The 21789-nt window shown below is 36.5% G+C and carries 22 protein-coding genes and 2 pseudogenes; 23 read left to right on the forward strand and 1 reads right to left on the reverse strand.

Annotated elements, in window-relative coordinates; translation table 11 throughout:
- Positions 1 to 80 precede the first annotated feature (80 nt).
- Complete coding sequence (locus H1D32_RS05025; protein ID WP_261177108.1) at positions 81 to 500, forward strand: universal stress protein; 420 nt, start codon at positions 81 to 83, stop codon at positions 498 to 500.
- Between the two features lie 236 nt (positions 501 to 736).
- Positions 737 to 910, forward strand: a complete 174-nt coding sequence (locus tag H1D32_RS05030; protein WP_261177109.1) for a hypothetical protein — start codon at positions 737 to 739, stop codon at positions 908 to 910.
- A gap of 434 nt (positions 911 to 1344) precedes the next feature.
- Here H1D32_RS05030 and H1D32_RS05035 read toward each other — a convergent pair whose 3' ends face one another.
- Complete coding sequence (locus H1D32_RS05035; protein WP_261177110.1) at positions 1345 to 2391, reverse strand: CdaR family transcriptional regulator; 1047 nt, start codon at positions 2389 to 2391, stop codon at positions 1345 to 1347.
- Positions 2392 to 2776: 385 nt separating this feature from the next.
- On the opposite strand from H1D32_RS05035, the pseudogene dapA reads away from it, so the two are divergent.
- The 21 genes and pseudogenes from dapA to ptsP all read left to right on the forward strand — a co-directional run bounded on the left by dapA (position 2777) and on the right by ptsP (position 21767).
- Positions 2777 to 3672: pseudogene (dapA, locus tag H1D32_RS05040) on the forward strand (4-hydroxy-tetrahydrodipicolinate synthase).
- A 124-nt stretch (positions 3673 to 3796) separates the two neighbouring features.
- Positions 3797 to 4681, forward strand: coding sequence for a 2-hydroxy-3-oxopropionate reductase (garR, locus tag H1D32_RS05045; RefSeq protein ID WP_261177111.1), 885 nt, complete (start codon positions 3797 to 3799; stop codon positions 4679 to 4681).
- Positions 4682 to 4939: 258 nt separating this feature from the next.
- Positions 4940 to 6292, forward strand: coding sequence for a glucarate dehydratase (gene gudD, locus H1D32_RS05050; protein ID WP_261177112.1), 1353 nt, complete (start codon positions 4940 to 4942; stop codon positions 6290 to 6292).
- Positions 6293 to 6430: 138 nt separating this feature from the next.
- Positions 6431 to 7612: a glycerate kinase gene (locus tag H1D32_RS05055; protein ID WP_261177113.1), complete on the forward strand. Its 1182-nt coding sequence runs from the start codon at positions 6431 to 6433 to the stop codon at positions 7610 to 7612.
- 226 nt (positions 7613 to 7838) lie between these two features.
- The gene (locus H1D32_RS05060; protein ID WP_261177114.1) at positions 7839 to 8393 is read left to right on the forward strand and encodes a tripartite tricarboxylate transporter TctB family protein; all 555 of its coding nucleotides are present in this window, start codon (positions 7839 to 7841) and stop codon (positions 8391 to 8393) included.
- Between the two features lie 77 nt (positions 8394 to 8470).
- Positions 8471 to 9169, forward strand: coding sequence for a tripartite tricarboxylate transporter permease (locus tag H1D32_RS05065; protein ID WP_261177116.1), 699 nt, complete (start codon positions 8471 to 8473; stop codon positions 9167 to 9169).
- Positions 9133 to 9653 (forward strand): annotated as a pseudogene (locus H1D32_RS05070) (tripartite tricarboxylate transporter permease). The gene H1D32_RS05065 and the pseudogene H1D32_RS05070 overlap by 37 nt, the downstream one beginning before the upstream one ends.
- Entirely contained in the window at positions 9632 to 9877 is a 246-nt protein-coding gene (locus H1D32_RS05075) for a hypothetical protein (protein WP_261177117.1), read from the forward strand. Before H1D32_RS05070 ends, H1D32_RS05075 begins: the two are co-directional and overlap by 22 nt.
- 34 nt (positions 9878 to 9911) lie before the next feature.
- A complete protein-coding gene (locus H1D32_RS05080) occupies positions 9912 to 10199 on the forward strand; it encodes a type 2 periplasmic-binding domain-containing protein (RefSeq protein ID WP_261177118.1) in 288 nt (95 codons plus the stop codon).
- A 90-nt stretch (positions 10200 to 10289) separates the two neighbouring features.
- Positions 10290 to 10949, forward strand: coding sequence for a tripartite tricarboxylate transporter substrate binding protein (locus H1D32_RS05085; protein WP_261177120.1), 660 nt, complete (start codon positions 10290 to 10292; stop codon positions 10947 to 10949).
- Positions 10950 to 11119: 170 nt separating this feature from the next.
- Positions 11120 to 12655, forward strand: a complete 1536-nt coding sequence (garD, locus tag H1D32_RS05090) for a galactarate dehydratase (RefSeq protein WP_261177121.1) — start codon at positions 11120 to 11122, stop codon at positions 12653 to 12655.
- A gap of 204 nt (positions 12656 to 12859) precedes the next feature.
- Positions 12860 to 14032, forward strand: a complete 1173-nt coding sequence (locus H1D32_RS05095) for a hypothetical protein (protein ID WP_261177123.1) — start codon at positions 12860 to 12862, stop codon at positions 14030 to 14032.
- A 281-nt stretch (positions 14033 to 14313) separates the two neighbouring features.
- Complete coding sequence (locus H1D32_RS05105; RefSeq protein ID WP_261177124.1) at positions 14314 to 14436, forward strand: hypothetical protein; 123 nt, start codon at positions 14314 to 14316, stop codon at positions 14434 to 14436.
- 74 nt (positions 14437 to 14510) lie between these two features.
- Positions 14511 to 15860, forward strand: a complete 1350-nt coding sequence (locus H1D32_RS05110) for a GH1 family beta-glucosidase (protein ID WP_261177125.1) — start codon at positions 14511 to 14513, stop codon at positions 15858 to 15860.
- Between the two features lie 534 nt (positions 15861 to 16394).
- Complete coding sequence (locus H1D32_RS05115; RefSeq protein ID WP_261177126.1) at positions 16395 to 17261, forward strand: polysaccharide deacetylase family protein; 867 nt, start codon at positions 16395 to 16397, stop codon at positions 17259 to 17261.
- 251 nt (positions 17262 to 17512) lie between these two features.
- Positions 17513 to 17776 (forward strand): phosphocarrier protein HPr, encoded by a 264-nt coding sequence (locus tag H1D32_RS05120; RefSeq protein WP_261177127.1) that lies wholly within the window; start codon positions 17513 to 17515, stop codon positions 17774 to 17776.
- Positions 17777 to 17794: 18 nt separating this feature from the next.
- On the forward strand, positions 17795 to 18295 hold the full coding sequence (locus tag H1D32_RS05125) for a PTS sugar transporter subunit IIA (protein ID WP_261177128.1): 501 nt from the start codon (positions 17795 to 17797) through the stop codon (positions 18293 to 18295).
- A 126-nt stretch (positions 18296 to 18421) separates the two neighbouring features.
- The gene (locus H1D32_RS05130; RefSeq protein WP_261177129.1) at positions 18422 to 19267 is read left to right on the forward strand and encodes a PRD domain-containing protein; all 846 of its coding nucleotides are present in this window, start codon (positions 18422 to 18424) and stop codon (positions 19265 to 19267) included.
- 30 nt (positions 19268 to 19297) lie between these two features.
- Positions 19298 to 19543, forward strand: a complete 246-nt coding sequence (locus tag H1D32_RS05135) for a PTS glucose/sucrose transporter subunit IIB (protein ID WP_261177131.1) — start codon at positions 19298 to 19300, stop codon at positions 19541 to 19543.
- Positions 19544 to 19782: 239 nt separating this feature from the next.
- Entirely contained in the window at positions 19783 to 20046 is a 264-nt protein-coding gene (locus H1D32_RS05140; protein ID WP_261177132.1) for a phosphocarrier protein HPr, read from the forward strand.
- Positions 20046 to 21767, forward strand: coding sequence for a phosphoenolpyruvate--protein phosphotransferase (ptsP, locus tag H1D32_RS05145; RefSeq protein ID WP_261177133.1), 1722 nt, complete (start codon positions 20046 to 20048; stop codon positions 21765 to 21767). Before H1D32_RS05140 ends, ptsP begins: the two co-directional genes overlap by 1 nt.
- Positions 21768 to 21789 lie beyond the last annotated feature (22 nt).

Consider the following 21789-nt stretch of genomic DNA (forward strand, 5'->3'; position numbering starts at 1 on the left):
GGTGGCTGACATTTTTTTTATTAATTGAGGTTAATTATAATTATGATTTTACAAGTACCATAAAAATAGGGGGTTACATAATGTTTCAGAAAATACTTTTAGCAGCTGATGGTTCGGCGCATTCGCTTAGAGCAACAGAAAATACAATTCACCTAGTTACAAAGAAGGAAACCGGGTTTGTCACGGTAGTTTATGTAGTTGATGGTTCAACATCAAAGGCTGATGTACTGCACAATAAAGATAGTCACGACATTGCTGAAAAGCGAAAAGAAAAGCTTAAGGATATTCTATCATTACTGGATAATGCTAATATCCCGCATGAATTGAAAATTCTTCACGGTGAACCTGGCGAAACGATTGTTGAATTTGCAAATGAGAGTGAATTTGATTGTTTGGTAATCGGAAGTAGAGGACTTAATCGATTGCAAAGCATGGTTTTAGGTGGCGTGAGTCATAAAGTTGCAAAAGGTGCAAAATGCCCAGTAATGATTGTTAAATAGATTTCATATAAAAGGACATAAGTTTAGGAGGAAACTCACTAAACTTATGTCCTTTTTTTATTTCCCTCTTCTAAGTAATTGAATTAGCTATTCTGTGAGTAAAAAAGTATGGCACACTATCTCACCAACTTATGGTGAGGAAAGAACAAAGCGAATAAGATAAAAGTACGAAAAATTATCGCCTCGAAGTATGAGAGTGATAGGTTATGAGAATATTAATATGAGGGAGGTATGATATGAAACAGTATATCTTTTTCTATAGATCGAGCAGACTAAACGGACATTACGAAGAATTTAAAATTGAGGCTACAGGAATGATGGATGCTTTAGTAAAGGCGAATCGATTTAAACGTCATATAGAAACAGAAATATTTGATATCAATTTGCAATTTAAAGGTGTAGTTTATTAATTAGTTTTTTTGAGAGAATGTTGTTATTAAAATATGGATCTTTTCGTAAACTTTGTGGCTTTTAGATCGTCTTTTGAGAATAAATAAGCTTTTTGGGACAAATTTATTTGTCCTAATGGCTTATTTATTCTCAAAAGCTTCACGCAAAGCGTGAAGAACCAAGCATTCGCTTGGTTACGACCTAAAAGCTAATAGCAACAATCTTTTAGAAAAGAGCCTAAAATATTGATCGTATCTAAGCAAAACGACTCTTTTTTTATCATTTAGTAAAGAAATGGTCAAAAAGCAAAAAGTTACGAAACAGCTAGCAATAAAGAGAAGTTCCCCAAGGACCTTGTAAATAGTAACAAAAAACTTTCTCAGATTAAATGAGAAAGTTTTTTTATTAAAAGCACTCCTCTATTATTCTATCTACCAATGTCTTCGCTAGCCTACTATTCTTTCTGGATATTATAGATTAAATAGCTAATATAAAGTTGAATAAGGTCTTTATAGTTTTTTGGATTTTTCCCAGTAATAGCTTCTATTTTTTGCAAGCGATAGGTCAAACTATTACGGTGAATATGTAATTCTTTCGAAACAGAATTTATATCTCCATTGTTATCATAGTAAGATTTGAAGGTTTCTATTAATTCAATTCCCTTTGGATGTTTTTCAAGCATTTTGAAAATACTGCAAATGTTAGCGTTTTCAAGATATGCATGGGATAAAATATCTATGAACTTTAATTCATCGTAGTAGCATAGCCTCTCAGAAAGCTGAAGTTTCTCTGATAATTCAATTGCTTTTTGTGCTTCTTGGACAGATTTTCCGATAATGGTATGGGTGTTACCAATACCAATTTTTATTGAACTGCTTTTTTTTATATTGGCCTCAATTCGCTTTAGAAATGCTTTGTCGTCTTTTACGATAAATAAAATGGTATCAGGGCTAAAACGAATGTAATATTCATCGTCTAACATATAAGGAATTTCTTTCGTTTTTTTTCCTTTAAGAATAATAGCTTTGCTTGGAATTTTAAGATTAACTCCAATTGTTTCCGCATTCGTTTGAAAAGCATTATCATATTCCTGAATTCTAAATGCCCATTGATACAAAAATTCTTCCTTTAATTGTTCCCTTACTCTTCGTTCGGTAAATAGAAATTCCTGAGTTATTAATAGCTCAGCAGTGACTTGTACTAAAGAAGCGAAGGGACTTACGATGTCTGGTTTTCCACTTACTCCAATTACCCCGATTATCCTATTTCTAAAGTTTATTGGAATATTGACACCAGGTTTTGCTCCTCCCTCAGTATCATAAATCGTAACCATCTTTCCTTGGTTTATAGCCTCAATGGCACCTTGATGATAGGTGTTAATCCTTTCTAAATCACCACTTCCGATAATCAATCCCGTTTCATCCATAATATTCACATTATATGGTATTACTTTCATAACTTTATGAGTTATTTCTTCAGCAAGTACACGATTTATTATCATAATTTCTACTCCTCACCTTTAGGAATGAACGACAACACGTTGACTACATTTTGGGAAAATAACTAAAAAGCGTTGTGACTGCTAATTATTAGGGTGTTTTTTACCAAATTGGAATTTTGTGCAAGTAGATAAAGTTACAATAATTATAACTACAATAAATATGAATTTGCACAGTTTTATTTCTTTTTTGTGAAAATTTTGTGATTTTGACAAATTTTTTAAAAGATTTAACTAAGTTTACTATTTGTGGTTTTTGTTCATTTGACCAAAAAAAAGATATTAAATTTAGTAGCATGAACGATGATTTAAGAAATGGTATCGTTTACAATTTTAAATAATAAGAGATTGAGTAACATTTTACTGTATAGAAGCGGAGGAATTATGAGTGTTTAAGCCAAAGGGAATTATTCCAGCACTAGTTACACCTCTTGATAAAGATGGAAACATTCTAGAGGATGCTTTAAGAAAAGTAATTGATTATACAATCGAGGGTGGCGTACATGGTGTATTCATCTTAGGTAGTACGGGGGAAATATATGGATTAAGTGAGGAACAAAAAAAACGTGCTCTTGAAATTACTGTTGACCAAACGGCAGGAAGAGTTCCGATCTATGCGGGGGCAAGTGAAGTTACAACCCGTGATTGTATTAAAACAGCTCAACTAGCTGAGAGTATAGGTGGTATATCGGCGGTTTCAGTTTTAACTCCATACTTTATAACACCAAATCAAACGAACTAAAGGAACATTATAAGTCAATTGCCCAATCTACAAAATTACCAATTATTTTATACGGAAATGATGAGAAGACAAATGTGAGTATCAACCCAGATACATGTGAAGAACTTTCTCAGGTCGAAAATATTATCGGTATTAAGGATTCGAGTGGCGATATGACCAAAATGGCTGAATATATCAGAAGAACTCAAGGAAGAGAGTTTTCAGTATTATCTGGACGCGACACATTAATTTTTGCAAACCTTTGCTATGGTGGTGTTGGAGCTATTGCAGGGACCGCTAACGTTGTACCGGCGCTAGTTTCTGGAATATACAATTCCTATATCGCAGGAGAGTTCGAAAAAGCAAGAGAGCTACAATTCAAATTAGCACCTTTGAGAATTGCATTTGGTTTAGGTAGCTTCCCGGTAGTAATGAAAGAGGCGTTAAATTTAATTGGTATTGATGTAGGCTCAACGTTAGCACCTATTGGCAAAATGTCAAAAGAAAATAGAGAAAAGCTTATCCAAGTACTTAAAGATTTAGAAGTTTACCAGATTAAATAAAGTTTCCTTTTATAACTAAGAAAAGACGCCGTGAGACCTAAAGTGTTACTTTTTATAACGTTCTAACTGAAACGAAATCTATACGAAAGCAGCTAAAAAAATAAATGAGTGGAGTGAAGGATAAATGAAAATTGGATTTATTGGACTAGGTATAATGGGGAAACCAATGAGCAAAAATCTCATCAAAGCCGGGTATGAACTCGTGGTTCTTGATCGAAATCCTAGCGTAATTGATGAGTTAGTAGGCTTAGGTGCTACAGTAGCAAATAGCCCCAAAGAAGTAGCTGAGTTAACAGATGTTATGATCACGATGTTACCAAATTCACCACAAGTAAAAGAAGTAGCATTAGGCGAAGGTGGTCTAATTGAAGGAGCTCAGCCTGGTAAGGTTCTTATTGATATGAGTTCAATCGCTCCACTTGTTTCTAGAGAGGTTTGTCATGCATTAGCAGAAAGAGGATTTGAAATGCTAGATGCTCCAGTAAGTGGTGGAGAGCCAAAGGCTATTGACGGAACTTTATCTGTAATGGTAGGGGGAAATAAAGAAGTCTTTGAAAAGTATTATGCCGTGATGAAGGCAATGGCTGGTTCTGTCGTTCATGTAGGTGAAATTGGTGCTGGGAATATTGCTAAATTAGCAAATCAAACGATAGTAGCAGTTAATATTGCGGCTATGTCTGAAGCGTTAGTCTTAGCGCAAAAAGCTGGTGTTGAACCAGAATTAGTTTTTCAGGCAATTCGAGGTGGGTTAGCTGGAAGTACGGTTTTAGAAGCGAAGGCACCTTTGGTCCTAGACCGGAAGTTTGATCCTGGTTTCCGAATTAGCCTTCATATCAAGGATTTAAAAAATGTAATTGAAACAAGTCATGAAGTTGGAGCACCAACTCCTCTTACTTCCTCAGTATTGGAAATGATGCAAGCGTTAAAAGTAGATGGATTGGATATTGAAGACCATTCTAGTTTAGTAAAGTATTATGAAAAACTAGCTAACACAGAAGTGAGAAGATAATAATCTCTTGTTCCTTAAAAACAAGAGTAATGTTGAAAGGGGCATGGGAGTACACGAGTGACCATACCATAGTAGCTCTATCATGCCCCTTTTAAAAAGTGAGAAGTCTTTTGCTACTTTAAACTTTTGTGAGTATAAGCAAAACTAAGGCTTTCACTTTAAGACAATTCGTATGCAATATAAAGGTGGAAGATTTAGTTTTACTTATAATTACCTTAGATGTACATAAAAGAACTTAGAGAAGAGGGGATTTAGTTAATGGAAACTCTACAAAAATTAGTTAACGTAACACCTATTATTACTGAAATGATGATTTATCCAGTGGCAGGAAGAGATAGTATGTTGCTTAATCTTAGTGGCGCACATGGTCCATATTTTACTCGTAATATCGTTATCTTAAAAGATAGTACTGGAAATGTAGGTGTGGGTGAAGTTCCTGGTGGAGAAGGAATTTTAAAAACGCTAGAAGATGCAAAGTCTATAGTTATTGGTGCATCAATTGGAAATTATAATAACGTTTTAAATAAGGTAAGAAATAAATTTGCCGATAGAGATTCAGGTGGCAGAGGTCTTCAAACATTCGATTTACGGATAACAATTCATGCAGTGACAGCCATCGAAGCTGCATTATTAGACTTATTGGGAAAATACTTAAACGTCCCTGTTGCTGCATTACTAGGTGAAGGGCAACAGCGTGATAAAGTAAAAACTCTAGGATATTTATTCTATATTGGAGATCGAAATAAAACGGATCTACCGTATTATAGCAACCTTGATGCTGACGGTGAATGGCTTAGACTTCGTCACGAAGAAGCATTAACTCCAAAAGCAGTTGTTAGACTAGCAGAAGCAGCAGAAAAACGCTATGGGTTTAAAGACTTTAAGTTAAAGGGTGGCGTATTAGAAGGAAGTGAAGAAATAAAAGCAATTAAAGCTTTAAAGGAACGTTTTCCAGATGCAAGAATTACACTTGATCCGAATGGTGGCTGGTCATTGGAGGAGGCAGTTCGATTATGTAAAGACATGCATGGAATCCTTGCTTATGCAGAAGATCCTTGCGGAGCTGAAAATGGCTATTCTGGTCGAGAAATTATGGCTGAATTTAGAAGGCAAACAGGGTTACCAACAGCCACAAATATGATTGCTACTGACTGGCGTCAAATGGGCCATACAATTTCATTACAATCGGTAGATATTCCATTGGCTGATCCACACTTCTGGACAATGCAAGGATCTGTAAGGGTAGCTCAAATGTGTAACGAATGGGGCCTTACGTGGGGATCTCATTCAAATAACCACTTTGATATTTCGCTGGCGATGTTTACCCATGTAGCAGCAGCCGCCCCGGGAGAGATTACGGCGATCGACACACATTGGATTTGGCAAGAAGGAACTGAACACCTAACAAAAGAACCATTAAAAATTGTAGATGGACATATCAGAGTCCCAGATAAGCCAGGTTTAGGAATTGAAATTGATATGGATGAAGTTCATAAAGCACATGAAATGTATAACAATATGGGACTAGGTTCTCGCGATGATTCAGTCGCTATGCAATACCTAATCCCAAATTGGAAATTTAATAATAAGCGTCCTTGCCTTGTTCGGTAAACAATAACCAATTAGAAAGATTAAGAGAGATAAATTTAGATAGTGTGTTAGGGGGTTACAATTAAGTTCTTAATGCCCTATCTAACTCTTTAATACGTGGAGATGAGAATGTCACTTATTAGAAAAGGGTCGATGTAGATGAAAATAGTATTAGCGCCAGATTCCTTTAAAGAAAGTATGACGGCTAAAAATGCAGCATTAGCGATGGAAAGGGGAATTCATAAGGTTTTTCCTGATGCGAAATGTGTCATTGTACCGATGGCTGATGGTGGAGAAGGCACAGTGGAATCGTTAGTAGATTTAACAGATGGAGAAATCATGGAAACTCAAGTTGTAGGCCCATTAGGAGAAACTATATTTGCACAATATGGATTAAGTGGTGATGGAAAACTAGCCATTATCGAAATGGCTAGTGCTAGTGGAATTCATTTATTAAAAAAAGAAGAGCGTAATCCCTTGAAAACAACCTCTTTTGGTACTGGTCAATTAATAAAAGCCGCAGTTGATAAAGGGGTTACTAGAATCATTATGGGAATTGGTGGCAGTGTGACGAATGATGCTGGAGTTGGAATGCTCCAGGCACTCGGTTGTTCATTTAAAGACCGAAATGGAAACGAACTTCCTTATGGTGGTGGAAACCTAGGGTTGTTACATGAAATTGATGTTAGTCAGCTTGATCCACGCTTAGCAAGTGTAAGTTTTGAAGTTGCCTGTGATGTTACGAACCCATTAATAGGAAAAAATGGAGCTTCATATATCTTCGGTCCGCAAAAAGGAGCAACCCCTGAGATGGTGGAGCAGCTCGATCAAAACCTAACCCACTTTTCAGAGCTAGTAAAAGTACAATTAGGCAAGGACATTGCCGAGATTGAAGGTGGCGGAGCAGCCGGTGGGCTTGGAGCTAGTTTACTTGCATTCTTAGATGCCTTTCTTAAAAAAGGGATCGACCTTGTCATCGATTATACAAACCTAGAAGAAAAAATAATTGGTGCTGATTATGTTTTCACCGGTGAAGGTAGTATAGATCATCAAACGATCTACGGAAAAACCCCCTTCGGAGTAGCGACAATTTCAGAAAAACATGGAGTACCAGTTATTGCATTCGCTGGTCGTGTAGGTGACGGTGTTCAAGAACTTTATAGTCACGGATTTACAGCTATTATTGGAATCCTAAATGAACTAACTTCTTTAGATGATGCACTTAAAGCTGGCGAAATCAATTTAGAGCTTGCGGTAGAAAATATATGTAGAATTATTGAGCAAGAGCGAATGATAGAATGCAAGGCTAACCTATCAATCCAAGAAAACTTAACTAACTAAAGTTTAGTAGCCAAAAACTTTTGGTCATTTGAACAAAAAATAGTTAGAAAGTTTAGCTTCGTGAACGATGAATATCCCTCTTGTTTTAATAAAATTTATTTATATTGTGATAGAAATTCCGATAAATTATTTCAGCTTGAAAATGTAAGCGGTTTAATAGAAAGGTGACTAGCTACATCCTAATCAAATTTGTTATGCAATCTAGCATGAGTTAATGGAGGTCATTATGCTAAAAAAATATGGAGATGTTTATGCTGGAATATTCTTGCTAGCATTCGCAGTTGTTTATTATCTTTCTTCCTTAAGTATCAAGCAGTTAACAGTTTCAAAAGTTGGTTCACAATTTTTACCTCAAATCGTAGCAGGGGGGATCTTCTTCTTTAGCTTAATCTTACTAATTCAAGGAATTAATAAAGTGAGAGTTCAGAAAAAGCTAGATGAAGTAATGGAGCAGAGTGAGCGGGAATTGGCAGCGGAAGCAAGCAGCGATGTTGAAACTGGTTCTGAGGAAATTCGTAGCGATGATCAAGATAGTCCAAAAAAGTTCTTGTCCGTTCTTATTACCCTAAGTTTAATTATTGTTTATGTAGCTCTAATGCCATTTTTAGGATTTATTATCTCTACGGTTCTTTATCTTTTTATTCAAATGTGTTTATTGGCACATGAAACTCAACGAAGATATGTATTATTCCTAATTATTTCCGTATTCGTTTCGGTTTCCGTGTACTACGTTTTTAAGCATTTACTGTATTTAATGCTACCAGCTGGTTTATTGGGATAAGGAGGCTTCCCCATGTTTGACTTAATATTAGCAGGTTCGCTGAAATATTTACACTCAATACGATGGTATTAATCTTTTTGGGTACAGCACTTGGATTGATTTTCGGATCAATTCCAGGTTTAACAGCAACGATGGCAGTGGCGATATGTTTGCCTATTACGTATGCGATGGGTCCTAGCCAAGGGATGTCATTACTTATGGGACTTTATATAGGGGGAGTATCTGGAGGGCTAATTCCAGCAATTCTGTTAAAGCTACCAGGAACCCCGTCATCAATAGCAACAACATTCGATGGCTTCCCAATGGCACAAAAAGGAGAGGCTGGAAAAGCGTTTGGCTTAGCGATAGTCTTTTCATTTTTAGGTGGATTGTTAAGTATTATTGCCTTAACACTAATCTCACCTCCATTAGCAGGAGTTGCTTTAAAATTTGGCCCATTTGAGTATTTTGCAATTACTGTCTTTGCATTAACACTTATATCGAGTCTTTCAGACGGATCAATTGTAAAAGGTGTTTTAAGTGGATTAATAGGAATTTCTTTGGCAATGGTAGGTTCAGCACCTATTGATGCCTTCTCAAGGTTTACCTTTGGTTTTAAGCAATTAGATGCAGGCTTTAATCTTTTACCGGTATTAATTGGCTTATTTGCAGTATCTGAGATTTTAAGGATAGCAGAAACAAAAATAGATCCGACAACGATTAAGAAGATTGAATACAAAATAAAAGGTTTGGGTTTTCTATTGCTGAGTTCTTCAAGCAAGGCTGGAACTTTTTAAGATCATCATTAATCGGGATAGCCATTGGAATTCTTCCGGGTATTGGTGGGGGTACAGCAAATATTATTGCTTATGTTGCAGCAAAAAATCAGTCAAAAACACCTGAGAAATTCGGGAAAGGAACTCCAGATGGTGTTGTTGCTTCAGAATCGGCAAATAATGCTGCTGTTGGAGGCGCACTAGTTCCTTTAATTGCTCTAGGTATCCCAGGGGATACCGTTACAGCAATGTTATTGGGTGGGTTAATCATTCACGGAATACAGCCAGGTCCATTATTTTTACACAATTTCCAACAGTCGTTTATGGAATTTTCGCTGCATTAATTATCGCGAATATAGCAATGATTATTCTAATGCTAAGTGGGATGCGCTTCTTTGTAAGATTACTAAATATTCCACAACACATTTTACTACCAATTATCATTACTTTATGTGTAGTAGGGGCTTTCGGAGCAAATAACCGTTGTTTGATGCAGGTGCGTTAGTATTTTTTGGAGTATTAGGTTATTTACTTATCAAATTTAAATTCCCATTAACACCAATAATTTTAGGATTTATATTAGGGCCTTTACTAGAAACGAACTTACGTCGAGGTTTAATGCTAACTGACGGTGATTTTCTTCCGTTTTTAACAAAACCAATTGCAGTATTTTTCTTATCAATTGCAGTTTTTTCTGTAGTTTTCAAACTATGGAAAAAATTACAATAACCAAAAAAAAATGAAAGTATCAGGAGGGGTCTAAATGAAAAAGAATTTTAAGTCAATTTTACTTTTGCTAGTAGCGATGTTTTTTATGGCAATGGCCATAGGTTGTAGCAGTTCAGAAACTCAAAATGATCCAAAGCCTAGTGAAGAGCCAAAAACCGAAGCACCAAACGAAGAGAAGCCAGCAGAAGAAATTGACTATCCTACCAAACCAATTCAAGTAATTGCCCCAGTAGGTGCTGGCGGAGACACAGATCGAAATACTAGAAACTTAGCTAGATTTTTAGAAGATGAATTAGGGAAGCCAGTTGTCGTTCTAACGTAGGTGGAGCTGGTGGTACTGTAGGTTCACAACAAGTTCTCGACTCTCCAGCAGATGGGTACACTGTACTTTGCTTATCATGATGCAACTATTTTGAATAATATTTTCGGATTAGCTGAATTCTCGTTTGATGAGTTTGAGATTGCAGGGATTAGTGTTTTAGATGAAGGAAATGCGTTCCTAGTTAAAGGAGATTCACCTTTTAACTCATTAGAGGATCTTATTTCACATGCGAAGGCGAACCCAAACCAAGTAACAGTTGCCACTGAAATCGGTGCACATACTTACATGCAATTACTCGCTTTCCAAAACACAACTGATACTGAATTAAGATTGGTAGACGCAGGTGGGGCAGCAGATAAAATTGCCGCTTTACTAGGTGGGCATGTTGATATCCTTCCAACTCAACTTGGATTAGTGCAAGCCTATATCGAATCAGGGGATATGAAAGCTTTAGGAGTTATCTCTGAGGAAAGATTACCTGAAATGCCAGAAGTACCAACATTTAAAGAACAAGGTGTAGATGCAGTAGTTAATAAATTATTTTACTGGGGGTTCCCAAAAGGAACACCTGAAGAGATTGTAAACAAGTTCTCAGCTGCAATGGAGAAGGTAATTACGACAAACGAAGAATTTAAAACTTCTTCTGAGTCACATATTGTTACCCCTACTTTTATGGGTCCCGCTGAAGCAGTTGAGTATATGACAAAAGTCCGCGAACAATATCAAGAATTATATAATAGTATGCAATAAGAGTCAGTATGAATAATTGAGGGTACTTAAAACTATGTTTCTAACGGATTGGAGGATACTAGCAAAGGGTTTGTTGGACTTGCTAGCATTCTCTCATACGATAAGACCGTGGTTTCAAGTCCCTTTTTCTATATAAACTATAACTTTCGGTGACTTGAGGAGAGATAAGAATGAACATGAATGAAAAGCTTTTAGAAGCTCCCCTATATATAAAAGTGCATTCTGAAGATAATGTAGCGATTATTGTTAACACAGGAGGTTTAGAGATTGGAACAGAATTTTCTTGTGGTTTGAAATTAAGAGAACGCGTTCCACAAGGTCATAAAGTGAATTTACAAGATTTAGAAGAAGGTCAAGCGATTGTTCGATATGGTGAAGTGATAGGCTATGCTAATCAATTTATAAAAAAGGGTAGTTGGGTCGAGGAGTCATTGATAGAAATGCCAATCCCGCCTAAACTAGATGAACTTTCTGTAGCAAATAAAATTCCTAAGTTGTTACCTCCCTTGGAAGGATATACATTTGAGGGTTACCGAAACGAAAATGGAACTGCAGGTATAAAGAATATCCTTGGTATTACGACGAGTGTTCAATGTGTCGCAGGTGTATTAAATCATGTAGTTTCGAAAATAAAAGAGGAATTGTTACCTAAGCATCCAAATGTTGATGATGTTGTTGCGCTAAATCACACATACGGTTGTGGTGTAGCGATTAATGCACCTGAGGCAAAAGTTCCAATCCGAACTCTCCAAAATATTGCATTACACCCTAACTTTGGTGGTGAGGTTATGGTCGTTAGTCTTGGATGCGAGAAATTGGTTCCTGAAAGACTTACCCCTGATGGAAGTAGTTCAAATATTGTATTTTTGCAAGAGCAACAAGGCTTTATGAAGATGGTAGAAACTATCATGGAAATGGCAGAGCAAAAATTAAATAAATTAAATGGTCGCCAAAGAGAGACCTGTTCAGTGTCAGATTTAGTAGTGGGGCTTCAATGTGGTGGTAGCGATGCTTTTTCTGGAGTAACTGCTAATCCTGCTGTAGGCTTTACAGCCGATTTATTGGTTCGTGCTGGCGCAACTGTCTTATTTTCCGAAGTTACTGAGGTGAGGGATGCAGTTCATCTTCTAACTCCCAGAGCTGTAAGTAACGAAGTTGGTCAGGCACTTATTCGTGAGATGAAATGGTACGATGATTATTTACAAAAAGGAGAGGCAGATCGCAGTGCTAATCCTTCCCCTGGAAATAAGAAGGGCGGTTTGGCCAATGTAGTTGAGAAATCCTTAGGATCTATTGCTAAGTCCGGAACAAGTCCTATTGTCGCTGTTTTGTCTCCAGGTGAAAAAGCAAATGAAAAGGGGTTAATCTTTGCTGCAACTCCGGCGAGTGATTTTGTTTGTGGTACTTTGCAATTAGCGTCTGGAATGCATTTACAGGTTTTTACTACCGGGAGAGGAACGCCTTATGGATTGTCTATGGCACCGGTAATCAAGGTTTCAACCCGAAATGCACTTTTAGAACAATGGGGAGATTTAATTGATATTAATGCAGGTACAATTGCGACTGGTGAAGCAACAATTGAAGATGTAGGATGGGAGTTGTTTCATTTTATCCTAGATGTTGCTAGTGGTAAGAAGAAAACTTGGGCAGATCAATGGGGATTACATAACGATTTGACGTTGTTTAATCCTGCACCAATTACGTAAACTTTCTTCACTTATTTAATTTAAGTAGAAAGAAGTGTTTCGTTTTATGAGAAGTTATGTCATTTTACTAATGTGTATGTTATTTTTGCTTCAATATTTTCTAAATCTTAATTGGTTGGAGATACTTGTTGTCATTATGGTACTATTAGCTTTTCTAGTGAGTGCGATCAAGTCATCCGGCTTTCCAAGAACTATTGGGATTTTATGATGGTTCTTGGAATTTTTTTAGAATATCAAAAAGGTACTGGGATAGCGGGAGTTAGTCAAGGGGTTTTGGTAATCTTACCTTTACTATGTCTAGTTATACTCACACCACTTCTTTCAGTTCCGATAAAACTAGATGGGTATTTTGAAGCAGTAAACGTTTTATTAAGGAAACTAATCTATCAGCCAAGGAAATTGTTTGCTGGAATTACGTCTTCATTATTTATTTTAAGTCCGATACTTAGCTTAGGCTCAGTCCGAATTATACACGAATTCTTAACAGAATTGAAACTACCACCGGCCGTGTATGCCAAGAGTTACTTAGTCGGATTTTCAACAGCTATTATGTGGTCTCCATATTTTGGGTCTGTATCTTTAGTCCTCTATTATTTGGAAATGCCAGTTGGCCAATATATTCTATATGGGATCGGCTTGGCGTTTGTTTCATTAATAGTAGGGAATATAATGTTTGCTCTCTGGACAAAGAAAAATCAGCTTGTGCAGGAAGAACATTTAAAAGTTCCGATAGGAAGTAATCACCAAAAGCAGCTAATAAAGTTGGCTTTGTTTGTGGCGGGTCTAATAATTATTTCATTAGTCATTGAGTTTGTAACAAAATGGTCGATGCTCGTCATTGTTAGTTTAATATCAATTGCTTTTCCGATAGTTTGGGGAATCACGACGAATGGTTGGAAGAGGCTTTATCCTCAATGGAAGGCGTTTAAAGATATATCGGTTCCCGCGCTTAACAATGAAATTATGTTATTTACCAGTGCAGGGTTGCTAGGACATGCCATTCAAGGAACAAATTTTGCAATTAAATTAAGTGGTTACTTAACAATGGTTGCAAATAAGTCTGTTTTGCTGTTTATCCTCTTTGTCATGGGTATAGTATTAATTTTTACGTATATAGGAATTCATCAGATCGCTGTAATAGCTGCGTTAGCAATGCAGTTAGATCCACATCAATTAGGGATAAGTACCTTGAGTTTAGCTATTTTACTCTTGCTTTCCTGGTCAATATCTACGGTCTTGAGTCCATTTTCTGGATTGAATTTAATGGTAAGTCGCTTTTTAGGGTGGTCAGGTGTTCAAGTTGGTCTAAGAGCAAATGGAGCACATCTAACTATCTTATCGGTTATTGGAATTTTTATTATTTTAGTAACACTATAGCTAGTAAATAGATAAATAGATTATAAAAGTAGAGCTCTTAGATAAGGTCCTTGTCTTAAGGGCTATTTTGTTGTTTTAAAAAGCTGTTTTCTCAAAGATATTTGCTTTTTAAAATAGCTAGTAACGACATGATATATTAAGGTCTCGTCTGACAGAGAAGAAAATGTTTGTGTCGAAGTTCAAATTCATACGTTCGCCAAGGACTTTAGGGCAAGTCTAGAGCACAAAATTTACTATAACTGAAGGATGCAGCACTTTCAGCTACTAAACTAGATAAAAAAATGGAAGGCATTCATAAAGAAATGAATTTACTTAAAGGGGCTGACGAAGGGGATTTGCCAAAACTTATTATTAATAATGAAAAGTTTGATCTCCCTTATGATATATTGAAACTATTAAAATAATCTAACATCAGAAGATCGCTTTGCTCAGTTTTTGGTAAACCTTAAAATAATCCAGGAATATTGGAGGACGAATAATGGCAATTGTTAAATTTTCGAATGAAATGAAATGGGGAGCTGCTACAGCTTCATATCAAATTGAAGGTGCAGTAAAGGAAGGGGGCAGAGGTCTATCAATTTGGGACACGTTTTCAAAGACCCCTGGTAAGGTGAAAAATGGAGATAATGGTGATATTGCATGTGATAGCTATCATCGATTTGAAGAAGATATTGAAATTATGAAAGATTTAGGGATTAACTCTTACCGTTTTTCAGTAGCTTGGTCAAGAATTTTTCCTGAAGGAACAGGAAAGGTAAATAAGGAAGGGTTAGATTTTTATCATAAATTTGTTGATAAGCTACTAGAAAACGGGATAGAGCCGATGTGTACACTGTACCACTGGGACCTCCCGCAAAGTCTCCAGGATAAAGGCGGATGGGATAATCGGGAAACCATCGAGGCTTTTGTTAATTATGCAGAAACTATGTTTAAAGAATTCACCGGGAAAATTAAATTTTGGATCACATTAAATGAGCCATGGTGTGTTTCTTATTTATCAAATTATCTCGGTTTGCACGCTCCAGGCTATACAGACTTGCAATTAGCAACCAGCATCGCTCACAACCTCTTAGTCGCCCATGGAAAAGCAGTCATTAAATTTAGAGAGTTAAAAATTGATGGACAAATTGGTTATGCACCTAACGTTGAATGGAATGAACCGTACAGTAATAAGCAAGAGGATATTGATGCATGTACTAGAGCCGGTGCATGGTTTATTGAATGGTTTTTTGATCCGGTATTTAAGGGTTCTTATCCACAGTTCATGGTTGAGTGGTTTGGGAAAAAAGGAGTTCAATTAAGGATAGAAGACGGTGATATGGAGATCATCCATCAGCCTATTGATTTCTTAGGTATTAATTATTATACAGGAAGTGTAGGGCGTTTTAAGGAAAATGCTGGTCTTTTTGATCATGAGCGTGTAGATGCAGGATATAAAAAAACAGACATTGGATGGAACGTCTATCCGGAAGGTTTTTATAAGGTACTATGTTATATACATGAAACGTATGGTCAAACCCCAATTTATATTACGGAAAATGGCGCTTGCTACAACGACGAACCAATTGATCGCCGTGTAAAGGACGAAGGACGGATTGAGTATCTACAGCAGCATCTAGTTTCCTTAAACAGGGCCATCGAAAGTGGAGTTAACATTAAGGGATATTTAACATGGTCATTACTAGATAACTTTGAATGGGCAGAAGGTTATAGTAAACGTTTCGGTATTGTTCATGTTAATTACCGCACACTCGAGAGAACAAAAAAGGATAGCTTTTACTGGTATAAGCAAACAATCAGTAATGGCTGGTTTCAAGTAAATGAGTAAAAGAGGTATGGGGGTCCAAATCTGGACTCCTATTTTTTATGGAAAGATAAGAAAGCATATGCGTTTTTAGTACTTGGTGTCTAGCTACAGGCGCCATCCGTTACTCGTCGCAAAGGTACGATGGAGTTGATTCGAGGATGTTCTTGGCTCGAGGTCAAATAACCTGCCAGATATAAAAGTGAAAAGAGCACTTTTAATCTGACTGAACATTTGCTTGTGCCCGATAGGCGGGCGCCTTGCGCTTTTCTAAAAAGATAAGAATGTATAAAATTTCAACGTAATAACTGTCTAGCTCCACCGCCCAGCCCCTCGAGGTCAAATAACCTTCGAGAATAAAAGTGAAAGAGCACACTTTTTTCTCGAAGAACATTTGCTAGTCGGGGCTTAACAGGGTGCTTGCGCTTTTCTTGTTATAACTTCACGCTGCGTTAAAACGCTAATAGTATTAACGAGATGACTTTGTTTGATGAATAGATTTCCTTTATTAGAAAAAAATATTTAGGTAGTAAAAGAAAAATAGTAGGAGCTGAAAAAATGTATGTAAGATGTCTAAAGTTTATATTAATCATGTTATTTGTAGTGTTTACTGTTGTTTCAGGAGAATTGACTATCTATGCAAATGATAGTAATTCAGGGGAAGTAGAACAACATTTTTGGTGGAAAAAAGATACGAAGAAAGATGAAGAATTTCCCCGTTTAGGTGGTGGGTCAGAAAACTCTGAACGTAATCGACAACAACCGATTTCGAACATTGTCTTGCAACAAAGGTATCCTGAGACAGTCGTGTTACAAGGTCCGGCAACCCAAAACAGAATCGCTATAACGTTTGATGATGGTCCAGATCCACGGTTTTCTGAGCAAGTCTTAGATGTTTTAAGGGAGTATAATGTACCTGCCACGTTTTTCTTGATGGGTTCAAGAGCCATAGCCTACCCAGAAATTGTCCAGCGGATGATTAATGAAGGGCATATTATCGGAAATCATACCTATTTTCACCCAAACCTTGTCAAAGAAGGAGATATCGCAACCTTAGAGCGCGAGGTCACTAGAACTGAAGATACCCTTAATGATCTGATAGGCTATCGAACAAAACTATTTCGTGCTCCATATGGATTTTTGTATAATGAACTGGTTGAAAAGTTAGCAGAACTAAATTATTACATCATCGTTTGGTCGGTAGATTCCCTAGATTGGGAAGAGGAACCACCGGCTGTAATTGCCGCTAATGTATTGGACAACGTTCAGCCAGGGGCAATTATATTAATGCATGATGGTGGTGATTGGGATGCTGATCGTACGAATACAATCGATTCACTAAGACAAATCATTCCAACACTAAAAGAGCAAGGATATGAGTTTGTCACTGTGCCTGAATTACTCAACATCCCATACCAAAAATAAGATGTGACTATCTGTTGAAAAGATTGTATAACTGTTGCATTTTTTTAAAAGTATTGATATCCTTAATTCGATAAAAAATTAAATATAACTTCACGTGTTACTGATTAGATCAGGCATGAGTGAAAATGGTGTTGATAGACAGGACGTTTCTGTCTATATTTGGAACACCTTTTCCCTCATGCCTTTTTTATGTTTATGGAACATTAGACAAATACTAAAACTATTCATCGAACAAAAGGAGAATGTTGAAAATGGAAAAGCAGTTTATAGTAATCAGCAAATCAGGTTTACATGCACGTCCAGCTACATTACTTGTCCAAGCGGCAAGTGGTTTCGAGGCTGACATCCACTTAGAATACAAAGAAAAATCGGTAAATTTAAAATCGATTATGGGAGTAATGTCTTTAGGAATTCCTGAAAATGCACAAATTAAAATTACTGCAGATGGAACAGACGCAAAGCAAGCATTAGAAAAAATTGAAGAAGTATTGAAAACAGAGGGTTTGGCGAATTAGTAAAGGAGGTTATAAGTTATGTTGAAAAAATTATTTGGATTAACTCCTAAAAAGACGGAAGAAACAATCTTGGCACCACTAACAGGTAAGGTGAAAAATCTTGAAGATGTTCCAGATCCGGTTTTTTCTCAAAAAATGATGGGAGATGGCATTGCTATTGAACCGATAGAAGGTACAGTTGTTTCACCAGTTGACGGTGAGATTATCCAGTTTTTTCATACAAAACACGCGATTGGAATTAAGTCAACCACTGGCTTAGAAATCCTTATTCATGTTGGGTTAGAAACAGTTACGATGAAGGGAGAAGGGTTTACCGGCCATGTGAATGAAGGAGATAAGGTAAAAGTTGGCGACAAACTTATTAGCTTTGATTTGGAACTCATTAAAGAAAAAGCGGCTAGTACGATCACCCCAGTTGTCATTACAAATGGAGATATTTTGGAAATAATTGAAAAGCTTAATGAAACACAATGTGAGAAAGGGATTACACCACTCATACAAACGAAGCTTAAATCATAATTAGATTTGCTATTTTTGCTTATTTCGTAAAATTATTGTTATTGTTACTATTAAAATAGAGTGGTTAAAAAGGTTTCAATCTCTGGCATATTAAGTAAGAATAATAATAAAAGGCGAAATTAAGGTTTGTTAAGGAGTGTACGGCATGAAAATAAAAAAGTCTTGAACAATAATACAGTTGTAGTCAATGATGAGCATTACGAAAAAATCGTCATGGGATCTGGAATTGGCTTTAATAAACGAAAAGGTGATGAAATAGAGAAAGAAAAGATTGAGAAAATCTTTGTTATGGCTGAGGAAAATGAACGTTTTCAAGAATTATTAAGAACGTTACCTGTAAGTCATATAGAGATTGCAGAAGAAATTATCAGTTATGCGGAAGCGACTCTTGGGGTCCCGCTTAATACTCATATTCATCTTGCTTTAACAGATCACCTTTCGTTTGCAATTGAAAGAATTGGGAAAGGCTTTTTAATTGAAAATAAATTACTTAATGAAATTAAAGCTCTTTATCAAAAGGAATATCAAGTTGGACAATGGGCGCAAAATCTTATAAAAGAGCGATTAAATATTGCAATTCCTGATGATGAAGTTGGCCATATCGCACTCCATATTCATACAGCAAAAGAGCAGTCTAATTCGATGGAAAGTACAATTAAGCAAGCGGCTATTGTTAAAGAGATTATTGAAATTATTGAAGCGCATCTGAATGTAAAAGTTCAATATGAATCAATTTCATATCAAAGACTAATTGCCCATATCCGTTTTGCCCTACAAGCAATGGAAACTAATGATCCACTGCAACAAATGGATGAAGAAATGCTTGGCTTAATCAAAATGAAATATAAAGAATCCTATATCTGTGCTTCGAAAATAAAAGAACACCTAAAACGGGATTATGACTTAGAATTTCCGGAGTCAGAATTGGCCTATATCGCACTTCACATCCAAAATATTGCTAATGCTCTTTGATTGAGCAATTTTCAATGTTAAATGAGGAAATTGCAAAAAAAGCTACTTACGTTCGTAGGTGGGCGCCAAAATATCATTGCTACAATGCACTGTTCAACACGTTTAAGACTTGGCATTCTAGATGAAAATAGGATAAACAAAAATGAAATAGAACAGTTAGTTGGAGTACATGGTGTCTATTATATAGGTGGCCAGTTCCAAATTGTCTTTGGAACTGAAACTGTGAAAAAGTATATGCTGGCTTTTGCTAACGAATTAAGTTTTGGATCATATTAGTAAAGCTAATATTTATTGATAAAAGTTATGTTCTAAGCACACTTGTTGCTTTTAGGTCCTTTTGAGAATAAATAAGCTTTTTGGGACAAATTTATTTGTCCCAATGGCTTATTTATTCTCAAAAGCTTCACGCTAAGCGTGAAGAACCAAGCATTCGCTTGGTTACGACCTAAAAGCTAATAGCAACAATCTTTTAGAATAGAGCGTTTTTAAAACAAACATATATGGAGGAATTTAAAATGACAACGAAAACTTACACAATTACAGATGAAACAGGTATCCATGCACGTCCAGCTACAACATTAGTTAATACTGCTAGTAAATTTGATGCCGAAATTTCTTTAGAACATAAAGGTAAGAGTGTGAACTTAAAATCAATTATGGGTGTCATGTCTTTAGGTATTGCTAAGGGTGCGCAAATTACGATTTCAGCAGAAGGTAATGATGCTGAAGCTGCAATCGCTGCACTTGATGAGGTTATTAAAGGTGGTTTAGGCGAATAATGTCAGTTACAATAAACGGAATTGCTGCTTCAAGTGGAATTGCTATAGCTAAAGCGTTTAAATTAGAAAATGCTCATTATAAAATTGAACAAAAGCAAGTAGACTCGATAGAACATGAAATTCAAAAACTAGAAAAAGCATTAGAAAAAGCTCGTGAAGAAGTTAGTGCCATTAAAGATCATACTGAAAAAGAAATGGGCAAGGACAAGGCTGAAATTTTTGCAGCGCATCTTCTTGTTCTTTCAGACCCAGAACTTGTCAACAATGTAAAAGACAAAATTACTACTGAAAAAGTTAATGCAGAAAAGGCAATGGACGATGTCTCGGGAATGTTTATCTCCATGTTTGAGAGCATGGATAATGAATATATGCGAGAACGTGCAGCAGATATTAGAGATGTATCAAAGCGAGTCATTGGTCATTTATTAGGGGTGCAAACAACTTCACTTGCCTCAATTAACGAGGAAGTAATTATTATCGCGGAGGATTTAACACCCTCAGATACGGCACAATTAAATCGCCAATTTGTAAGAGGGTTTGCCACTGATATTGGTGGTCGGACATCGCATTCAGCAATCATGTCACGTTCATTAGAATTACCAGCAGTCGTTGGAACAAAAACAGCAACAGACCAAATCGAAGCCGGAACAACAGTCATTGTCGATGGTATTGATGGCGTTGTTATTGTCAATCCAACAGCTCAAGAAGTGGCAGATTACCTGGCTAAAAAGACTGCTTATGAAGCACAAAAGTCAGAATGGGCGAAGCTTGTTAACGAACAAACGATTTCAAAAGACGGGCAACATGTAGAGCTTGCAGCAAACATTGGGACTCCTGCAGACTTAGAAGGCGTTATTAACAATGGAGCTGAAGGAATTGGTCTATACAGAACTGAGTTCTTATACATGGGCCGAGATAAGTTGCCAACGGAAGAAGAACAGTTTGAAGCTTATAAAACTGTTGTCGAAAAAATGGCAGGTAAGCCTGTTGTTATTAGAACATTAGATATTGGTGGCGATAAAGAGCTTCCTTATCTTGATTTACCAAAAGAAATGAATCCGTTTTTAGGTTACAGGGCAATTCGCTTATGCCTTGATGAAAAAGAGATCTTTCGAACACAGCTAAGAGCACTACTGCGTGCAAGTGCATTTGGTAATCTAAAAGTAATGTTCCCGATGATTGCTACTTTAGAGGAATTACGTCAGGCAAAGCAAATGTTAGCTGAAGAGAAAGAAAAGTTAAAGGAAGCTGGAGTGGCTGTATCTGAAGCGATGGAAGTTGGTATTATGGTTGAAATTCCATCAACCGCTGTTAATGCTGATCTTTTTGCAAAAGAAGTAGACTTCTTCAGTATTGGAACGAATGATTTAATCCAATACACAATGGCAGCAGATCGGATGAATGAGCAAGTTTCTTACTTGTACCAGCCTTATAATCCAGCCATTTTACGCCTAGTAAACATGGTTATTAAAGCAGCACACCAAGAAGGTAAATGGGCCGGAATGTGTGGAGAAATGGCCGGCGATGAAGTAGCGATTCCATTGTTACTTGGGTTAGGATTAGATGAGTTTAGTATGAGTGCAACTTCAATCCTTCCTGCACGAAGTCAAATCAAAAAATTATCAAAAGAAGAGCTAAGTTCACTTGTAGCAGAAGCTCTAAGTCTTGGTACTTCAGATGAAGTTGAAAACCTAGTTAGAGCAAAGGTACTAGAAAAGTAACAGATAACAAACCTCACATTAA

It is taken from the genome of Anaerobacillus sp. CMMVII (assembly GCF_025377685.1).
GTDB lineage: Bacteria > Bacillota > Bacilli > Bacillales > Anaerobacillaceae > Anaerobacillus.